Annotated in this window: 13 protein-coding genes; 9 read left to right on the forward strand and 4 right to left on the reverse strand. The window is 66.0% G+C overall.

What is annotated here, in order from left to right; all coding sequences use genetic code 11:
- Nucleotide 1: 1 nt before the first annotated feature.
- Complete coding sequence (locus ACNSTU_RS04365) at nucleotides 2–1,240, reverse strand: efflux RND transporter periplasmic adaptor subunit (RefSeq protein WP_290631365.1); 1,239 nt, start codon at nucleotides 1,238–1,240, stop codon at nucleotides 2–4.
- Nucleotides 1,241–1,712: 472 nt separating this feature from the next.
- Between ACNSTU_RS04365 and ACNSTU_RS04370 the strand changes: the two genes are divergently transcribed.
- The 7 genes from ACNSTU_RS04370 (at nucleotide 1,713) to ACNSTU_RS04400 (ending at nucleotide 11,702) form a co-directional block, all read left to right on the forward strand.
- Nucleotides 1,713–3,626 (forward strand): methyl-accepting chemotaxis protein, encoded by a 1,914-nt coding sequence (locus tag ACNSTU_RS04370; protein WP_290631367.1) that lies wholly within the window; start codon nucleotides 1,713–1,715, stop codon nucleotides 3,624–3,626.
- Nucleotides 3,627–4,000: 374 nt separating this feature from the next.
- Nucleotides 4,001–5,596 (forward strand): BCCT family transporter, encoded by a 1,596-nt coding sequence (locus ACNSTU_RS04375; protein ID WP_418212116.1) that lies wholly within the window; start codon nucleotides 4,001–4,003, stop codon nucleotides 5,594–5,596.
- Between the two features lie 96 nt (nucleotides 5,597–5,692).
- On the forward strand, nucleotides 5,693–7,573 hold the full coding sequence (locus tag ACNSTU_RS04380) for a DUF294 nucleotidyltransferase-like domain-containing protein (RefSeq protein WP_290631371.1): 1,881 nt from the start codon (nucleotides 5,693–5,695) through the stop codon (nucleotides 7,571–7,573).
- Nucleotides 7,573–8,358: a PolC-type DNA polymerase III gene (locus ACNSTU_RS04385; protein ID WP_290631373.1), complete on the forward strand. Its 786-nt coding sequence runs from the start codon at nucleotides 7,573–7,575 to the stop codon at nucleotides 8,356–8,358. Before ACNSTU_RS04380 ends, ACNSTU_RS04385 begins: the two co-directional genes overlap by 1 nt.
- A 29-nt stretch (nucleotides 8,359–8,387) precedes the next feature.
- The gene (locus tag ACNSTU_RS04390) at nucleotides 8,388–9,014 is read left to right on the forward strand and encodes a hypothetical protein (RefSeq protein WP_290637209.1); all 627 of its coding nucleotides are present in this window, start codon (nucleotides 8,388–8,390) and stop codon (nucleotides 9,012–9,014) included.
- Nucleotides 9,015–9,091: 77 nt separating this feature from the next.
- Nucleotides 9,092–9,574 carry a universal stress protein gene (locus ACNSTU_RS04395; protein WP_290637207.1) on the forward strand — a complete coding sequence of 161 codons (483 nt, stop codon included), beginning with the start codon at nucleotides 9,092–9,094 and terminating at the stop codon, nucleotides 9,572–9,574.
- Between the two features lie 184 nt (nucleotides 9,575–9,758).
- A complete protein-coding gene (locus ACNSTU_RS04400; RefSeq protein WP_418212117.1) occupies nucleotides 9,759–11,702 on the forward strand; it encodes a methyl-accepting chemotaxis protein in 1,944 nt (647 codons plus the stop codon).
- Between the two features lie 10 nt (nucleotides 11,703–11,712).
- Here ACNSTU_RS04400 and ACNSTU_RS04405 read toward each other — a convergent pair whose 3' ends face one another.
- From ACNSTU_RS04405 to ACNSTU_RS04415, 3 genes are all read right to left on the reverse strand, one after another.
- A complete protein-coding gene (locus ACNSTU_RS04405) occupies nucleotides 11,713–13,689 on the reverse strand; it encodes a 3-hydroxyacyl-CoA dehydrogenase NAD-binding domain-containing protein (RefSeq protein WP_418212118.1) in 1,977 nt (658 codons plus the stop codon).
- An 83-nt stretch (nucleotides 13,690–13,772) separates the two neighbouring features.
- Nucleotides 13,773–14,216, reverse strand: coding sequence for a YtoQ family protein (locus ACNSTU_RS04410; protein WP_290634043.1), 444 nt, complete (start codon nucleotides 14,214–14,216; stop codon nucleotides 13,773–13,775).
- Between the two features lie 147 nt (nucleotides 14,217–14,363).
- Entirely contained in the window at nucleotides 14,364–15,773 is a 1,410-nt protein-coding gene (locus tag ACNSTU_RS04415) for a hypothetical protein (RefSeq protein WP_290634045.1), read from the reverse strand.
- Between the two features lie 169 nt (nucleotides 15,774–15,942).
- Here ACNSTU_RS04415 and ACNSTU_RS04420 point away from each other — a divergent pair, with 169 nt between their 5' ends.
- On the forward strand, nucleotides 15,943–16,434 hold the full coding sequence (locus ACNSTU_RS04420) for a Na+/H+ antiporter subunit E (RefSeq protein ID WP_290634047.1): 492 nt from the start codon (nucleotides 15,943–15,945) through the stop codon (nucleotides 16,432–16,434).
- Entirely contained in the window at nucleotides 16,431–16,688 is a 258-nt protein-coding gene (locus tag ACNSTU_RS04425) for a monovalent cation/H+ antiporter complex subunit F (RefSeq protein ID WP_290634049.1), read from the forward strand. Before ACNSTU_RS04420 ends, ACNSTU_RS04425 begins: the two co-directional genes overlap by 4 nt.
- Nucleotides 16,689–16,691: the final 3 nt, after the last annotated feature.

A 16,691-nucleotide genomic window follows, 5' to 3' on the forward strand; every position in this document is an offset into this window, starting at 1 on the left:
GCTATTGCTCCAGGACCTGCACACGCAGGCCATCCATTGCCTGCGGGATCTGGGTGGCGACGATGGCATCACCGGTTTCCAGCTCCGCCGCTCTCACCAGCACTCCACGGCGGCCGCTGTCGTGGCGTGCCTGACCGACACGGGTGACATCCACGGCTTCCATGCGCCCGTCCCGCACGCGGTAGATCCTGCCGGCGTCGTACAAGGCCTCGAATGGGAGCAGCACCGTGTCGGGCTCGGGAGGCAACGTCATCTCCAGTGTCGCGAACCGCCCAAGGACGAGTCCGTCACCACCTCCGTTGACTCGGAACAGGGCGTCCACGCCCCCTTGCCCCCGCTCGGCCCGCCCGGAGAAGCGTGACAGAGACACGGGCACGGTCTCGCCATCCACGGTGGCGTGCGCGTCCACGCCGGAGCCGGCCAGTGCGAGCCGCAGCGGCGCCAGCACTTGTCGCGGCACAGTAGCGCGCACCTCCAGTGCTTCGGTGTCATAGAGAGTGACCAGCGGCTCGCCCGGGCGGACCCGGTCACCCGGAGAGACCGCCACCTCCGCCACGCGACCGGCGAACGGCGCACGCACTTCGGCGCGGCTGAGATCCAGCGCGGCCCGGTCGCGCAGCGCCCGTGCACGGTCGAGCCCTGCATCCAGCCGGTCCAGCCGGTTCTGCGCGGTGTCCACTGCGAACTGGCGCTCGGCCACCGCCAGCCGCTGACGTTTGAGCTGCTGCTCGGCCTGCTCAAGCTGCGAGGGCGACGCGTACTGATCACGGGAGAGGTCGCGCAGCCGCTCAACCTCCCGTTCCAGCAACGCTTCCAGTTCCTGCTCCAAAGCGAGATCCTGGCGATCGCCTTCGATACGCCGCTGTTCCGTTCGCCGCTGGCTTTCCAGGTCGGCCACGTCGGCTTCCTGCTGCGTCAGCGTGAGCCGAAGCTCCCGATCGTCCAGGCGCACCAGGGCGCCGCCTTCTTCGACCTGATCGCCCTCGCGGGCCTGCAGCTCCGCCACGTCGCCCTCCACGGCGGCGGTTAACCCGGCAGTGCGAGGCGACTCCAGGAATCCCTGCATCCGCACCAAGGGACGATGGGCAGCCACCGTGGCGGTCACGGTGGCAACCGGCCAGGCTCGTTCCTCGGCAGGCTCTGCGGGCACGTCCGGGCCGGTCAGTACCAGCAGCAGGGCAATCCCCGAGGCACCGGCAAGGATCAAGACCGGCAATATCCAGCGGAACAATCGGTTCATGGGTCACTTTCCATCGAAATCAGGGTGTCATTGCGGAAACCCCATGAGCCGACGTCACCCCGGGATCACTGACGAGCCGGAAACGGTGCAGCAACCCGGTGTCCAGCACGCGGTCATACGCCGCCTGCGCGGCGGACGCCTCGCGCCCCGCCGGTACTGCGCCCGCTGGTCCGTCAGTGGTTGCTCCACCAACCCCGGATTTTCGCCTACAGTCCCGCCCCCCGCAACCAGGGGGGAGCGGCGCCCTCCACGTGCTGCTCGCGCGTCGTTCCTGAGCGCGCCGCCCACCCCGCGCAACCCCGGTATTTCAAAATTCTATTAAGTCGGAATCGGTTCATATTCCTTCCAACCCTTCCTGTCCAGAATTTGCGCCTTTTCAAGGTTCGGCTTCGCTGTCCGATAAACAGGCGTGCCGCGTCGCAAACTGCGGCCACCGACGCTCATTTATTCGCCAGACCAGAAGGCAAACGCCATGCTCAGCTCCGTGAAGATCGGAACCCGCATCCTCATCGGTTTCGCCGTGACCCTGGCGGTGACCCTCGCCATCATCACACCCACGGTCCTCGGCCAGATCGGCTCCATCATCGACGAGGCCGAGGACCGAGAACTGCGCAGCATGTACGACGCCGTCCGCTCCCAGATCGAGACCCAGAGCGGCTTCGCCGAAGCGATGAGTGCCCTGGTGGCCGAGCAGCCCGAGGTCCGCGCCACCTTCGCCGAGCGCGATCGCGAGACCCTGGTCGACCAGTTCCACCCCGCCTTCGAGCGACTGAGCGAGGAGCACGGCGTGGCCCAGTTCCAGTTCCACACCCCGACGGCGACCTCCTTCCTGCGCGTGCACGCGCTGGACAACTACGGCGACGACCTCACCGACCGGCGGCCGACCATCGTCGAAACCAACCGGCGCCAGCAGCCGATTCGCGGGCTGGACGGCGGCGTCTTCGGCATCGGCATCCGCGGCCTGAGCCCGGTCTACTCCCCGGCAGACGAGCACATCGGTTCAGTGGAGTTCGGCCTCAACCTGGCGCAGGACTTCGCCGACACCTTCACCGAGGAGTTCGGTGCCAACATGGCCCTCCACACCCTGGAGGACCGCGACATGAACACCCTGGCCAGCAATATCCCCGGGGACACCTTTACCGATGCGGAGGCGGTGCGCGCCGCGCTGGGCGGCGAGCGCGTCATGCGCCGCGCCGAGCGCGACGGTACACGCTACGCCACTGTGGTCCGTGCCATCCCGGACTTCGACGGCAACCACATCGCCGTGGTCGAGATCGCCATGGACCGCGATTTCTATGCCACAGCCATGAGCACGTCCCGTAACAGCGTCCTGATCATCGGCCTCATCGCCATCGCCGCCGGCCTGGCCATCGCCTGGTTCATCGGGCGCTCCATCGTTCGCCCGGTGAACGACACCGTCGAGGCCATGTGCGAGATCGCCGAGGGCGAGGGCGACCTCACCAAGCGGCTGGACGAGAGCGGCAAGGACGAGATCGCCGCACTCGCCCACGCCTTCAACCTCTTCGCCCAGAGGGTCCAGGCGACGGTCAGCGAGGTCGGCGGCTCCACCGAGCAGCTCGCCTCGGCGGCGGAGGAGATGTCCACCATCACCGCCGAGACCAACCAGAACACCCAGCGCCAGCGCGAGGAGACCGAGCAGGTGGTCACGGCCATGAACGAGATGACCGCCACCGTCCAGGACGTCGCCCGCAACGCCGAGAGCGCCGCCGAGGCCGCCCGCGAGGCCGACGTCAGCGCCCAGCAGGGCTCCCAGGTAGTCGATCGCACCATCACCGGCATCAACAACCTGGCCCAGGAGGTGGAGAGCGCCGCCGAGACCATCAACCGCCTCGGCAGCGACACAGATAACATCGGCTCCGTTCTCGACGTCATCCGCGAGGTCGCCGATCAAACCAACCTGCTGGCCCTCAACGCCGCCATCGAGGCTGCCCGGGCCGGCGAGGCCGGCCGCGGCTTCGCCGTGGTCGCCGACGAGGTTCGCACCCTCGCCAGCCGAACCCAGGACTCCACCCAGGAGATCCAGGCCATGATCGAGCGGTTGCAGTCCGGTTCCCGCGAGGCGGTCGAGGCCATGGAGAACAGCCGCAGCCGGGCCCACAGCACCGTGGAGGAGGCCGGCAACGCCTCCGAGTCCCTGGGCTCCATCACCCAGTCGGTGAGCCGGATCAGCGAGATGAATGACCAGATCGCCTCCGCCGCCGAGGAGCAGAGTTCCGTGGCCGACGAGATCAACCGCAACATCGTCAGCATCAACGATATCTCGGAGCAGACGGCCGAGGGCGCCACGCAGACCGCCACCGCCGGCGATCAGCTGGCGCGCCTGGCCAACCAGCTCCAGAACCTGGTGGCGAAGTTCAAGTACTGACCAACGCCCCCGCCATCCCGGCGAACGGGATGGCGGGCCGTTGCGGTCGTCACTGGCGGCCGGTGGAGCATCGTTCCCAGTCGCCCGGAAGCAGTCGCAGAGCCCGCCGCTCCAGACGCAGGCCGGCCTCTTCCAGTCCGGTCCGCAATGTGGACACTAACGTACAGAAGTGGCCCAACCGGTTGCACGCGTGTTCGGCCTAGCGTCAGCGCCTGTTGCCAGACCAGACCGGTTTGACCACACCGCTACGATGAATCAAAGTAAAAAAGGGTGTAGATAATGCAAGTGTTTCGTACAACCAATCAATCACGTTTCCCATGGGCCGGCCACGCGGACTCATCGGAAGCGCGAATATAACCTCTGGGGAGTACGTCGTGACTGATCCGAATCAGAATCCTGACGACTATAATCCGACTGTGGAAACAGACTACGAGGTCGGTCAGGATAACGTCCGACCGCTCGGGCTGGAACTCCACAACCCGGTTTTTTTCATTACCGCGGTGGGTATCGCACTGGCGGTCGCCGTAGCCATGGTCTTCCCTGACGCCACCTACGAGGTGCTGCACGGGGTACGCACATATCTGGAAAGCACGTTCGACTGGGTCTACATGGGGGCGGGCAATCTGTTCGTGCTCTTCTGCCTGATCCTCCTAGTGACGCCCATGGGCCGGATCCGACTTGGCGGAGCATCAGCCACGCCGGAGTTTACTCGGCTGGCCTGGTTCGGAATGCTCTTTGCGGCAGGTATGGGCATCGGCCTGATGTTCTTTGGTGTGCTGGAACCATTCTTCCACTATTTCAACCCGCCGTTCGGCGTTGAAGGTGGCGAAGAAGGGGCCCGCGAACTTGCCATGGCCGCAACCATTTTCCACTGGGGTTTCCACCCATGGGCGATTTACGCTGTCGTGGCCGTATCGCTGGCGTTCTTCAGCTTCAACTATGGTCTGCCCCTGACCATCCGCTCGGCCTTCTTCCCGATCTTGGGTGATCGCGTGTGGGGCTGGCCCGGGCACTTCATCGACATCATGGCCGTGTTTGCAACCATGTTCGGTCTGGCCACGTCTCTGGGCTACGGTGCCGAACAAGCGGCGGCCGGCATGTCTCATGTTTGGGGTTTCCCCGAAGGTAACGCCACAGTGGTTATGCTGATCCTGGTGATCACTGCCATCGCGCTCGTATCCATTCTGCTGGGGATTCACGGCGGTGTGCGCCGCCTCAGTGCCCTGAACATGATCCTGTTTGCTCTGCTCGGCGCGTTCATTCTGGTGGCGGGCTCCACGGTCAGTATCCTGGCGAACAGCGTCACCAGTATCGGGCATTACCTGACCAACCTGATCCCGCTCAGCAATCCCATCGGCCGTGAGGACGAAGGCTTCATGCACGGCTGGACGGTGTTCTACTGGGCGTGGTGGACCTCATGGGCGCCGTTCGTGGGCATGTTCATCGCCCGGGTCTCCTACGGCCGCACGGTGCGTGAGTTCATCACCTGCGTGCTCATCGTGCCGGTGGTCGCTACGGTGATTTGGATGAACATCATGGGCGGCTACGCCATCGAACAGTACGTGGTGGACGGCTTCGAGGGGGTCTACCAGTATGTGGTCGAGAGCTACGACGACACCATGGTGCTGTTCGGCATGCTCGAAGGTCTGCCGCTGACGTTCCTGACGTCGTCGGTGGCGATCTTCCTGGTGATGATCTTCTTCGTGACCTCGTCGGACTCCGGGTCGCTGGTGATCGACACCATCAGCGCCGGCGGCAAAACCGACGCACCTGTGGTGCAGCGCTCCTTCTGGGCCATTTTCGAGGGCCTCGTCGCCATCGCACTGCTGCTGAGCGGCGGTCTTGCGGCGCTACAGGCGGGCGCGATCACACTCGGCTTCCCGTTTGCCTTCGTACTTTTGGCTATGGCGGGTTGCACCCTCTACGCCATGGCAAGAGAGGCGCCGAACTACCGGCCAGGCACCGCCTGACAAGCCTCACCTGAAGCACCGAAAAAGCCCCGCCCCGCGGGGCTTTTTTTGTGATAATTTCCCGCCATCAACAGCACGCGTGAGCGGGACCACGGAATGACACCCCCAGTAGCCGATCTGACGGACCAACAACGGATTGCCGCGGCCAGTATGTGGCAGGCCCTGGAGCCGGAGACCATCGAGACGATGCTGTCGGCCGGGGAAGAGATGCATCTCGGTGCAGGGCGTTATCTGTTCCGCTCCGGCGACGCCTACCGCAAGTGCATCTACATCCACCTGGAAGGCACACTGGAACAGACGGCCGCCAGCGGCGACCTGCGCACCGCGGAGCCCGGTGATGTCATCGGTCTGGCCAGCTATCTGGACGGCGACAATTACCGCTCCACCGCTCACGCCGTCTCCGACTGCCGGCTGCTGGCCCTGCCAGGCGCCACGGTGCAGCGACTCGAACAGGAATCCACGCCGTTCTTCGAAGCCATCAACCGCGCCCTGGCATCGCGCATGCGCAAGGCGCGGCAGGTGCGGGAAACCGTACGCGGCACCCTCGCCCGTCCCGTGCGGCAGTTCATGAGCAGCGGACTCCCCACCTGCGGCAGCACGGATACGGTGGCCGACGCCGCCCGCACGCTCGCCGACCGTGAGATCGGCAGCCTCGGCCTCGTGGATCAGGCTGGCCGACTCACCGGGATGCTCACACCCACGCGGCTGCTCATGGCCATGGTCAATGGCGAGGCGTCACCGGACGACAGCGTCCACGCCATCGAGGCGGACGGGGCGTTCTCGGTCACACCCGACACGCCACTGTGGCAGGTGGAGGAGATCCAGCGCCGGCACCGGGTGCGGGACGTGGTGGTGGTGGATCACGACAATGTCCCGGTCGGACTGATGTCCGAGACCGGGCTGATCCAGGCACTGGCGAAGCCGCCGTACACCCTGGACAGCGAGATCAAGACCGCGCCGGACATCGAGACACTGGTGACCCTGCGCCGCAAGATCCACGTTGCCGCAGCGGCCGTCCACACGGCGCACCGCAGTGCTGGCACCGCCGTGCGCGCGCTCACGGAAATGCATCTGGCCCTGCAGCACCGGCTGGTGGAGCTCACCATCGGCAACATGGTGCAGGACGGGCACGGCCGGCCGCCCGCGCGCTTTGCGGTGATCGTCATGGGCTCGGGCGGGCGCGGCGAGATGCTGTTGCGGCCGGATCAGGACAACGGCCTGATCATCGACGACCGGGTCGATGATTCGGGCCTGGACTGGTTCCGGGAATTCTCCGAGCGCCTCAATCCGGCCCTGGACCAGATCGGCTACCGTCTCTGCCCCGGCGATGTCATGGCCCGCAACCCCGACTACCGGCGCACCCTGAGCGACTGGAAGGACAAGCTCACCAACCTGGTGGACAATCCGGGCCGGCGTGAGGCGCGCCTCGCCAACATCATGCTCGACTTCACCACGCTGTACGGCGACGACAGCCTCACCTCGCGGCTGCGCACCCACCTCAACGAGCAACTGGTGGACGACCGGGGCAAGATGCTGTTCCGCATGATGGTCAGTGACGATGCAAAGATCGCGCAGCCGCTGAGTTTCTTCAACCGGCTGGTGACCACCAGCCACCGCGGCAGCCAGGTGATCGACATCAAACGCACGGGGCTGCGCATCATCGTTGACGCCATGCGCGTATTCGCACTCAAGGAATCCATCAGCCGCTGCAAGACCCTGGAACGACTCGCCTCCCTGCGACGGCTCGGCGTGTTCGACCCCGATTTCGCGGAGAGCATGCGCATCGCGTTCGAAGAGTTGCAGGATCTCCTGCTCACCCATCAGCTCGACCAGATCGAGCGCGGCGAGACGCCCGATCCACTGCTGCGCATGGAGCGCCTCTCCAGCCATGACCGGGAGCGCCTGCGGGTGTCACTGCGCGCCACCCGGCGCATGCGGGAGAGACTGCAGTACTCGTTCGGCGTAATCATGAACTGATGTCATTCCGGCAGCTCAAGCAGGAACTCCAGGCGTTGTCGGAACTCGTTGGCGCCCGTCTGCGGCGATCATTCCATCGCCCGCTGTCGCCGCGGCGACGTGCTTCCAGGAACTGCTGCCTGGGCTTCGACCGGGACGCGTTGCTCGCCACGCCCGTCAATGACGCACGCATTGTTGTCCTGGATACAGAGACCACCGGCATGCAGCCCTATGCCGGCGACGGCCTGGTGGAGATCGCACTGATCGAATATCACGGGCTGGTGCCCACCGGGCGCGAATTCTGCTCCCTGATTCACCCGGGCCGCCCGATCCCGCCGGAGACCACCGCCATCCACGGCCTCGGCGACGCGGATGTGGTGGACGCGCCATCCCTGGAGCGGGTGCTCGACGACATCGTGGCGTTCCTGGACGGCGCATTGCTGGTCGGCCACCACATCGGCTTCGACCTGCGTTTTCTCAACCGGGCCACACTCCGTCACCTCCACTGCCAACTGCCCTTCCCCGCCCTCAACACCATGGTGCTGTTCCAGGCGTGGACGGGACGCCACAGCGTGTTCTCTCTCGACGATGTCGCCGAGGCCTGCGGCGTCACGGTCACCGACCGCCACAACGCCCGCGGCGACGCGCTGGTCTGTGGCGAGATATTCCGCGTGCTGGCGACGTCACTCACCGCCCCGGATGCCACGGTGGCTGACCTGCTTGCGATCAGCCCGCCCGATCCGGAGTATGGGCCGCACTACAGTCGGCCGGCCGCCCGCCGCGATGGCGACGACGGCGCCGACTGACTCACGGACCGGAGACAGGAGAGACCACGTTGCGCCGCACGCTGCTCGTTGCCGAGGGAACCCTCGACCGCCCGCTCATCAACATCGCCACCACGGCCGCCGGCTTCAGCGTCACACTGCTGGCGGGATTCGGGATACTGCACCTGGGGTTACCCGGATGGGTCACGCTGCTGGCCATTGCCACACTGCTCACGGGCGTTGCCTGGATCAAGGGTCGCTATGGCGCACCGCGCTCGTTCCGGGTGGAGAAGCCGGCCACCGGCGGCGCACTGCGGATCACCGGCCGCTTCGACAACGGCGAGCTGCCTCACAACGCTGCAGCGGAGCTGCTCCACGCCCGCCGGGAGGGCGACAGCCTGCTGTTCCTGACCCGGCACGGGGATGGCGAACGCACTTTCCACCTCCAACCACCGGCGTTCTCCCCGACTGCCATGGATGCGCTGCAAGCCGTAATGGACGAGATGCCCGAGGCCACCCCGGACGCACTGGAGACCCGGTATAAGAAGGGGCACAACGGCATCAAGGCGTACGACGCCCGCAAACTGCTGCTGCTCCGCTTCACCCAGAAGCCCGGCCACGTCCCCGTTACCCTGGCGGTCGTTAGCGTGACGCTGCTGTTCTGGCTTGCCGTCCTGGCCGTCGCCGTATCCGGCTGAGCAGCCGTGCCGAACGGTTGACCCAAATCAATGGGCGGCCCTATGCTGCCCCGAGCCTGAACAGGAGGGACCAGCCCATGATCAATCGTATCCTCGTTGCCATCGACGGCTCCGAACACTCGGACAAGGCCGTCACCATGGCAGCGACGCTCGCAAGCCGTTTCGACGCGGATCTCGCCATCGTTCACGCGCTGCTCCGGGGCCACATCCCCCCCGCCATCGCCGAACTGTCGTCGGAACCCATTCCGTCGGTGCCCCCGATGACCATGGGCGGCGCGTCGGTGGACTACCAGGTGCCGGTGGCGGCACTGGAAGACATCGCCGAGAAACTCCTGGAGAAAGCCAGGACGGCCGCAACCGCAGCCGGTGCCACGAAGGTGGAGACGTCCTACCACGAAGGCGACCCGGCGCGGGTGCTGCTGGAGGCGGCCAAAGCCCACAACGCGGACATGGTCGTCATGGGGTCCCGCGGCCTAGGCAATCTCAGCGGCCTGCTGCTAGGAAGCGTGTCGCACAAGGTGCAGCAGCTGTTCGACGGGAGCGTGCTCACCGTCAAGTGAAGCGAATAGGTCCGCCCGCCCTTTCGGGCGGGCCGCTTTCCCCGCCTTCGTGAAGTGCCTCACAAATCTCAGTTCTCTTTTGTGACCTGCCTGTCAACTTCCCGCTCGTAACGTCGTTACAATTCATCCACACAATGAGAAACAATGCCGTTCGTACCAATGCGGCGCTATCGAGGGTGCAATCATGAAGCAAGTAACGTCGGGCGGGCTGGCCGCCAGGCTGGGGTTTGCGGGGCGTTTGACGGTCATGATCGTCTCACTGGTGCTGGTATCCATCGTGCTGATTACCAGCCTGGTCTACGTGCAGTACCGCGACTCGCAGACCGAAGCGGTTCTGAACGATCTCTACGGCACGGGTGATGCCAACACCCAGGCGTTCATGGACTGGCTCACCGCGCGGCAGGACGAGATGCGTTACCTCGCCAGCCTGAGCCCCGCCGAAGAGCTGGACGTGGACGCCCTGAACCATCTGCTGGAGCGGATCGCCGAAAGCCAGGGGCACTACGACACCATCTTCGTGGTGGGCGAGGACGGTCACGGCATCTCCGGCGTGGCCTACGACGGGCAGGCGGAGGTCCTCTCCGCCGACGAGGCCCACGACTTCCATGTGGCGGACCGGGCCTGGTTCCAGGCCGCCATCGGTGGTGACGACGTCTTCTCCGAGCCGTTGGTATCCCGGGCCACCGGCAACCGTGTCAGCAACGTGGTTATTCCCATCCGCAACAACGGCCAGGTGGTCGGCGTCATGCGCGGGGCCGTCCAGCTCGACACCATCGTCGAGCAGGTGGAGGACATGGCCGACGACCGCGCGTTCGAGGTCTATCTGGTGGACGGCAACGGCGAAGCGGTGACCAACGCGCCCTCCATCGACGGTGTCGGCTCGCAGGTCGACACCGAAGCGGTACGGGGGCTCGACGCGGGCGAAAGCGGTGTCGGCGTCTACCCCAATGCCGCCGGGCAACAGGTCGCCGGCAGCTACAGCCCCATTCCGCTGCTTGACTGGGGGCTCGTGATGGAGGTTCCAGAGACCGAGGCGCTCGCCGAAGTCCGGCGGATCTTCTGGATTCTCTCGGCTATTGCCACGGTGATCCTCATCATCTCCATCCTGGCGAGCCTCGGCATCGTCCGCTCCATCACCCGCCCGCTGGGCGGCGAGCCCAGGTACGCAGCCCAGGCGGTCCACCGGGTCGCCGACGGCGACATGGCGACGCCCATCGAGTTGCGGCCCGGCGATACTGACAGCCTGCTGGCGTCCATCGCCAACATGCAGGAGAACCTGCGGACGATGATCCGCGAGATGTCCAACTACGCCGACGAAGTGGCCTCCGCGGCCACCGAGCTGACGCAGGTGAACCAGGAGACGGACAGGGGCATCCAGGAGCAGCGGGATCAGCTCTCCAGCGCGGCAACGGCCATGACCGAGATGACCGCGACGGTGGAGGAAGTGGCCAGGAACAGCCAGTCCGCCGCCGACGGTGCCAACAATACCTCCAGCGAGGCCCACGAGGGCCACGAGGTGGTCACGAAGACCATGACGGCCATGAACACCCTGTCGGGCCAGATCGGCGAGACTGCCGACATGATGGCCACCCTGAAGCAGGAGAGCGATAACGTCGGCACCGTGCTGCAGGTGATCGAGGACGTCGCTGAACAGACCAACCTGCTGGCCCTCAACGCCGCGATCGAGGCGGCGCGGGCCGGTGATCACGGCCGCGGCTTCGCCGTGGTGGCCGACGAAGTACGCTCCCTGGCAACTCGGACCAAGGACTCCACCAACGAGATCCAGAGCATCATCGAGCAGGTCCAGGCCAGCGCGGGCCGGGCCGAGCAGTCGATGCAGCAGAGCCGGGAGTACGCCACGGAGAGCGTGGGTCAGGCCGAACACGCCGGCGAGTCACTGGGGCGCATCACCGGGGCGGTGGCGAACATCAACGAGATGATTCAGCAGATTGCCAGCGCCGCCGAGGAACAGAGCGCCACGGCCAAGGAGATCAACGAGAATATCCACAACATCACCCAGGTGGCGGACGACAATGCCCGCAGCGTGGTGCAGTCCACCGAGGCCAGCGAGTCCATGTCGCAGCTGGCCGAGAAGCTGCGGCAGATCACGCACCAATTCCGGCTATAAGCCGAAGCGACTACAACGTATTGCGGCGTTTGCGGGGCGTGTACAGCGGCGTGTCCATGCCCCACACTCGCCGCAGCGTCAGCGGGCCGCCAGTATAGGCCGGAAAACCGGCTCCGAACAGGGCGGCGACATCCACCATGTCGTCGTCGGCCACCAGCCCCTCCTCGCTGCAGCGGACCGCTTCCTCGACGATGGGGTTGATCAGTTCGCGGGCCAGGCTCGGAAAGTCCTGCTCACCGCCGGGCGGAACACTTGCGCTGACGCGGCGGCCGTGTTTCCAGTCATGGAACCCCTTGCCTGACGCCATTCCCGTGTGGCCTGCGTCCACCAGCTCGCGCAGCTTGTCCGGGACCGTGCGACCCAGCGCCTCGGCCATGGCGATACAGACGTCCAGCCCGATGGCGTCGGCCATTTCCAGAGGGCCGATCGGCATGCCGAAATCCAGCGCGGCGCCGTCTATGACCTCCCGGCGGGCACGCTCGTAGATCCCGGCGGCCTTGAGCATATACGGCAGTTTCAACCGGTTGACGATGAAACCCGGTGCGCTGCGCACCCGCAGCGGCAGCTTGTCCAGGGCGGCGGCCAGGGCCTGTGTGCGGGCCAGGGCGGACTCTCCAGTGCCGGAGCCGCTCACCACCTCGACCATGGTCATGCGCTCCACGGGATGAAAGCAGTGAAACCCGGTCAGGCGCTCGGGATGGCGCATCTCCGACGCCAGATCGTCGATCATCAGCGTGGTGGTGGTCGTGGCAATCACCGCATCCGGCGCCAGCACCTCTTCCAGGGCCGCGTAGAGCACCCGTTTGGCCTCGGCATCCTCGTCGATGGCCTCGATGACCATATCGGCTTCGGCCATGGTGTCCACCCCGGACGCAACCTGGAGGCGCCCGCGCGCCTCCTCCAGAAGTGCGGGATCGGCGAGCCGTTGCTGGAAGACCGTCTCCGCGCGCTGATGCAGGCCTTCCAGCGCGGACTCGTTCTCTTCATGCACGGTCACCTGCCGTCCGTGGGCTGCCAGAACGGCGGCGAGCCCCGCGCCAATCGCGCCACAACCGATGACGTGGATCACCTGCGGCACCGTCACATCGAGCTGGCGGGCCTCGCGCCGGAGCCGGTCCTGCAGCAGATAGGTGCGGACCAGATTCAGGGCGCTGGGTTTGCGGATCAACGCCAGCAGCGACTCGCGCTCGGCCCGGACGCGCTCGCGCAGGCGGCGGCCCGCCGCGCGCCGCCACAGGCGCAGAATCGCGTAGGTCGCCGGGAAGTTCTCCGGGCGCGCCTGACGCTGCAACTGGGCATCGAGATAGCGATAGGTGATCCACCGCGCCGGGCCGAAGCGCACCATCTGCGACCAGATGCGCGGCCGGTGACGCCCGGGATCGCGGGCAATGAAGTCTCGTGCCGTATCCGCCAGCGACTCTGCGGGCACGGCGGCATCAATGAGGCCGAGCTGCTTTGCCGCGGCCGCATCCACGGAGCGCCCGGAGGTCATCAACTCCAGCGCCCGCCAGGAGCCGACCACCGAGGGCAGGCGCGCCGTTGCCCCGTAACAGGGATGCAGGCCGAGCCGTACGTCCGGCAGCCCGAGGCTGGTGGCGGCGCCCTCGTCAGCAACGCGATACCGGCAGCCCAGCGCCAGCTCCAGCCCACTCCCCAGGCAGTGGCCGTGGATGGCCGCGACCGTGGGCACCTTGAGGCCATACAGGCGGGTGGTCACCGTCTGCCCGAGATCGATCAGCGATGCCACGCGATCCAGGTCGCCCATGGCGGCCAGTTCGTCGTTGCTGGCGCCGGCCACGAAGCCGGACGGTTTGGCCGAACGCAGCACCATCCCGCGCAGGTCGGGCCTGGCGGCGATGTCATCCAGCAGTTCGGAGAGCTCGGCCAGAACGGCCATGGGAACGGTATTGGTGGCCTCTCCGGCCACATCCAGCGTGAGCCAGGCAATACCGTCGGCGTCGTACTCCACGCGGCAGTGTTCGGTCACGAGCGCCTCTCGACGGAGTGAATGGCGGACCCGCCCATGCTACCGCGAATCGTCCGCCATCCAAGGCGCCTGCCGCCATGCCACTACTTTTTGGTGATCACGTAGCGCAGGATCTCGACGATCTGCTCGGGCGTCTGCGCCCAGGCCATGGCGGATGCGTCTACCTCCTTCAGCGGGTGGATGATCTCTTCCCCATGCAGGGTGATGTAGGGCTTGCCCAGCGCGGCGCAGAAGCCGGCATCAAACGCGGCATTCCACTGCTTGTACCTGTCGCCGAAACGCACCACGACCAGGTCGGCGTCCTGAATCAGGGTCTGGGTGCGGATGGCGTTGACCTTGGCGGACTTGTGATCGCGCCAGAATCCGCTGCTCTCCTCACCCAGCACGTCACCGGCGGCGTCGCTGGCGTCGTGGTCCGTCACCGCGGAGGTGAAGCGCACCGGCAGGTCCAGTTCGCGGGCGCCAGTTTCGATCTGCTCGCGCCAGTCGGTATGGATTTCACCGGAGAGATACACGGTCCAAGTCATTGTTTGCCTCCTTTGAACTTGTGTCCGGCGCGCTAGTGGCGCCTCTCGCAATGGCGGAGACACTACCATGCAGCGCCCCGCAGCGTCAGGGCCGGAGCGGTTCGGACGGAAGAACAGCTCCCGTGCCAGGGCGTTGAAAATCAGCGGCTATTCGCTGTCATAGCCCAGCAGCCGCCGCTCCCGGATCACCTCGGCCACCGGCTCCGGTACGGCCCGGGCCCAGTCACCGCGGTCGGCGCGCAGGTCGGCGAGCACGTCGGCGGCGTCGATGTGCAGGTGGCTGTCGTCGCAGGGCTCGATGGCGCGCAGCTTACCGTTCTCCACCAGGTGCGCCAGCAGATTCCGGAGATGGTCGGGCACCTGTACGTTGTGAAGCGTCGTGGTCTCGGCCTCGCCCGGCCGCCGCGACGGATAGACGTAGACCTGAGTGTTGTCGGGGAACAGCTTGCCGAACGCTTCCAGAATGCCCCCCTCGACGCCGTCGTAGTACTTCTCGTCGAACAGCGTGGTGAAATCGCGCACGCTGAGCACGATCCCGATGGGTTTGCGGGTGTACCGGCGAAGGTAGGCGCGCAGGCGGAAGAACCGCACGTAGTCGGAGACCATCACCGTGTATCCGAGCGAGGCCAGCAGATCGGCGCGATCCAGGAAGTCGGCGTCATCGGTGATCTCGCCACCGGTGGGTGAACTCATGGTGATCTCCGCCAGCGAGACCATGCTGCTGTCGTCCACGGCCTCCAGCTGGCGGAACTGCTGCTGGCCGGACTGCATCATGTCCGCATTCACGCGGGTGACCGGCTTGAACAGCCCCCGGATCACCAGCACCGACTGGCGGAAGAACAGTTCGCCGGGGACCTGCACCCGCCCTTCCGGGTTGATCACCACCGCGCGGGTGAGCCAGCTCCGGATCAGGTGGAGGTTCATGCGGCGGTTGTCCACGTCCTCGAAGTAGGGGCCGGAGAAGTGGATGAGATCCACCTCGATCCGATCCGACCCGAGTTCGTCACTCAGGCTCTCCACGATCCACTCCGGGCGGTTGTGGTAGAAGTACGCCCCGTAGATGAGATTGACGCCGAGAATGCCGAGGGCCTCGGCCTGCTGGGCATTGTCCTGATCCAGCATGCGCACGTGCAGCACGATGTCGCTCGGCTCGGCCCCGGGGTGGAGCTGGGCGCGAATCCCGATCCACCCGTGGCACTCGTTCTGCTGCTTGAAGCTGCGGGCGGTGACCGTGGCGGCATAGGCGAAGAACGCGGTGTTCCGCGGCCGCACGCCGGTGAGTCGGTTCACCACCTGCTGGTACTCCTTGTCCAGCATCTGCTCCAGACGCGCGCGGCTAACGTAGCGGTCCACGTTGCCGTAGATGTCATCACTCACCGCCATATCGTAGGCGGACATGGTCTTGGCAATAGTGCCGGCGGCGGCACCCACATTGAAGAACCGCCGCGCGACTTCCTGCCCCGCGCCGATCTCGACGATGGAGCCGTACTTGAACTTGTCGAGGTTGATGGTGAGGGCTTTCTGGTCGGTCGTCAGGGACTGATCGCGTGCGGACATGGCGGATCACCGGTGTTGCAAGGGTGCGCCGCATCATAACGCGGCCGGGCAGCGGACGGAATCACGCCACCGGCCGAGCAGCAGCGGTTGCCCGCCCCCATGCAATGCTGTTACAACCCCGACTGCGTGCGCATCGAACTCCATCGATACAACCACTGGGTGACCACCGTTGACTGATCGGGCAAACCGTACTTCCTGGGCACTGGCAGTCACGGTGGGCCTGTTCGCGTTCTGGCTCCTTCTGAGCGGTGGCCGTGGCCCGGGCTACGCGGCAGTGGCCGCCGTCGCCGGGGGTATCATCAGTGCATGGCTGGCACCGGGCCTGCTGCACCAGCCCCGCCCGCTGGCCATCATCCGGTTTCTGGCTCTGTTCATTCAGCAGTCGCTGGTGGGCGGAGCCGACGTGGCCTGGCGCGCAATGCGCCCGTCCATGCCCCTGAATGCGGACTGGCACGACTACCCCGTGTCGCTGCGGACGCCAGCGGGTCAGTCGCTGCTGCTGATCACCGTCAGCCTCACCCCGGGCACGCTCTGCGTCGACATGCATAACGGCGTCATGCGCGCGCACGTGCTCACCCCTGCCATGGCTGACGGGATCCCGCGCGTGGAGCGGGCCATTGCCGCGATCTTCGGCGAAGAGCTGCGTGAGGCGGCCGCATGACCCTGTTTCTGACCGCCACCACCGTTGTGCTGCTGGGCCTGTTCGCGCTCGGGCTGGTTCGGATCTACATCGGCCCGACCCGGGCGGATCGCATCCTCGCGGTCCAGCTTTCAGGAACCACGACCGTGGCCATTCTGATCGTGCTCTCCGCCCTGATGGACATGACCGCCCTGCTCCATGCGGCGCTGCTGTTCGTGCTTTTCGCCGCGCTGATCGCGGTGGCTTTCATCCGCCATCCACAGAGCGAGGACTGACCC

The sequence above is a fragment of the Aquisalimonas sp. APHAB1-3 genome (assembly GCF_048323695.1).
Classification (GTDB): domain Bacteria; phylum Pseudomonadota; class Gammaproteobacteria; order Nitrococcales; family Aquisalimonadaceae; genus Aquisalimonas.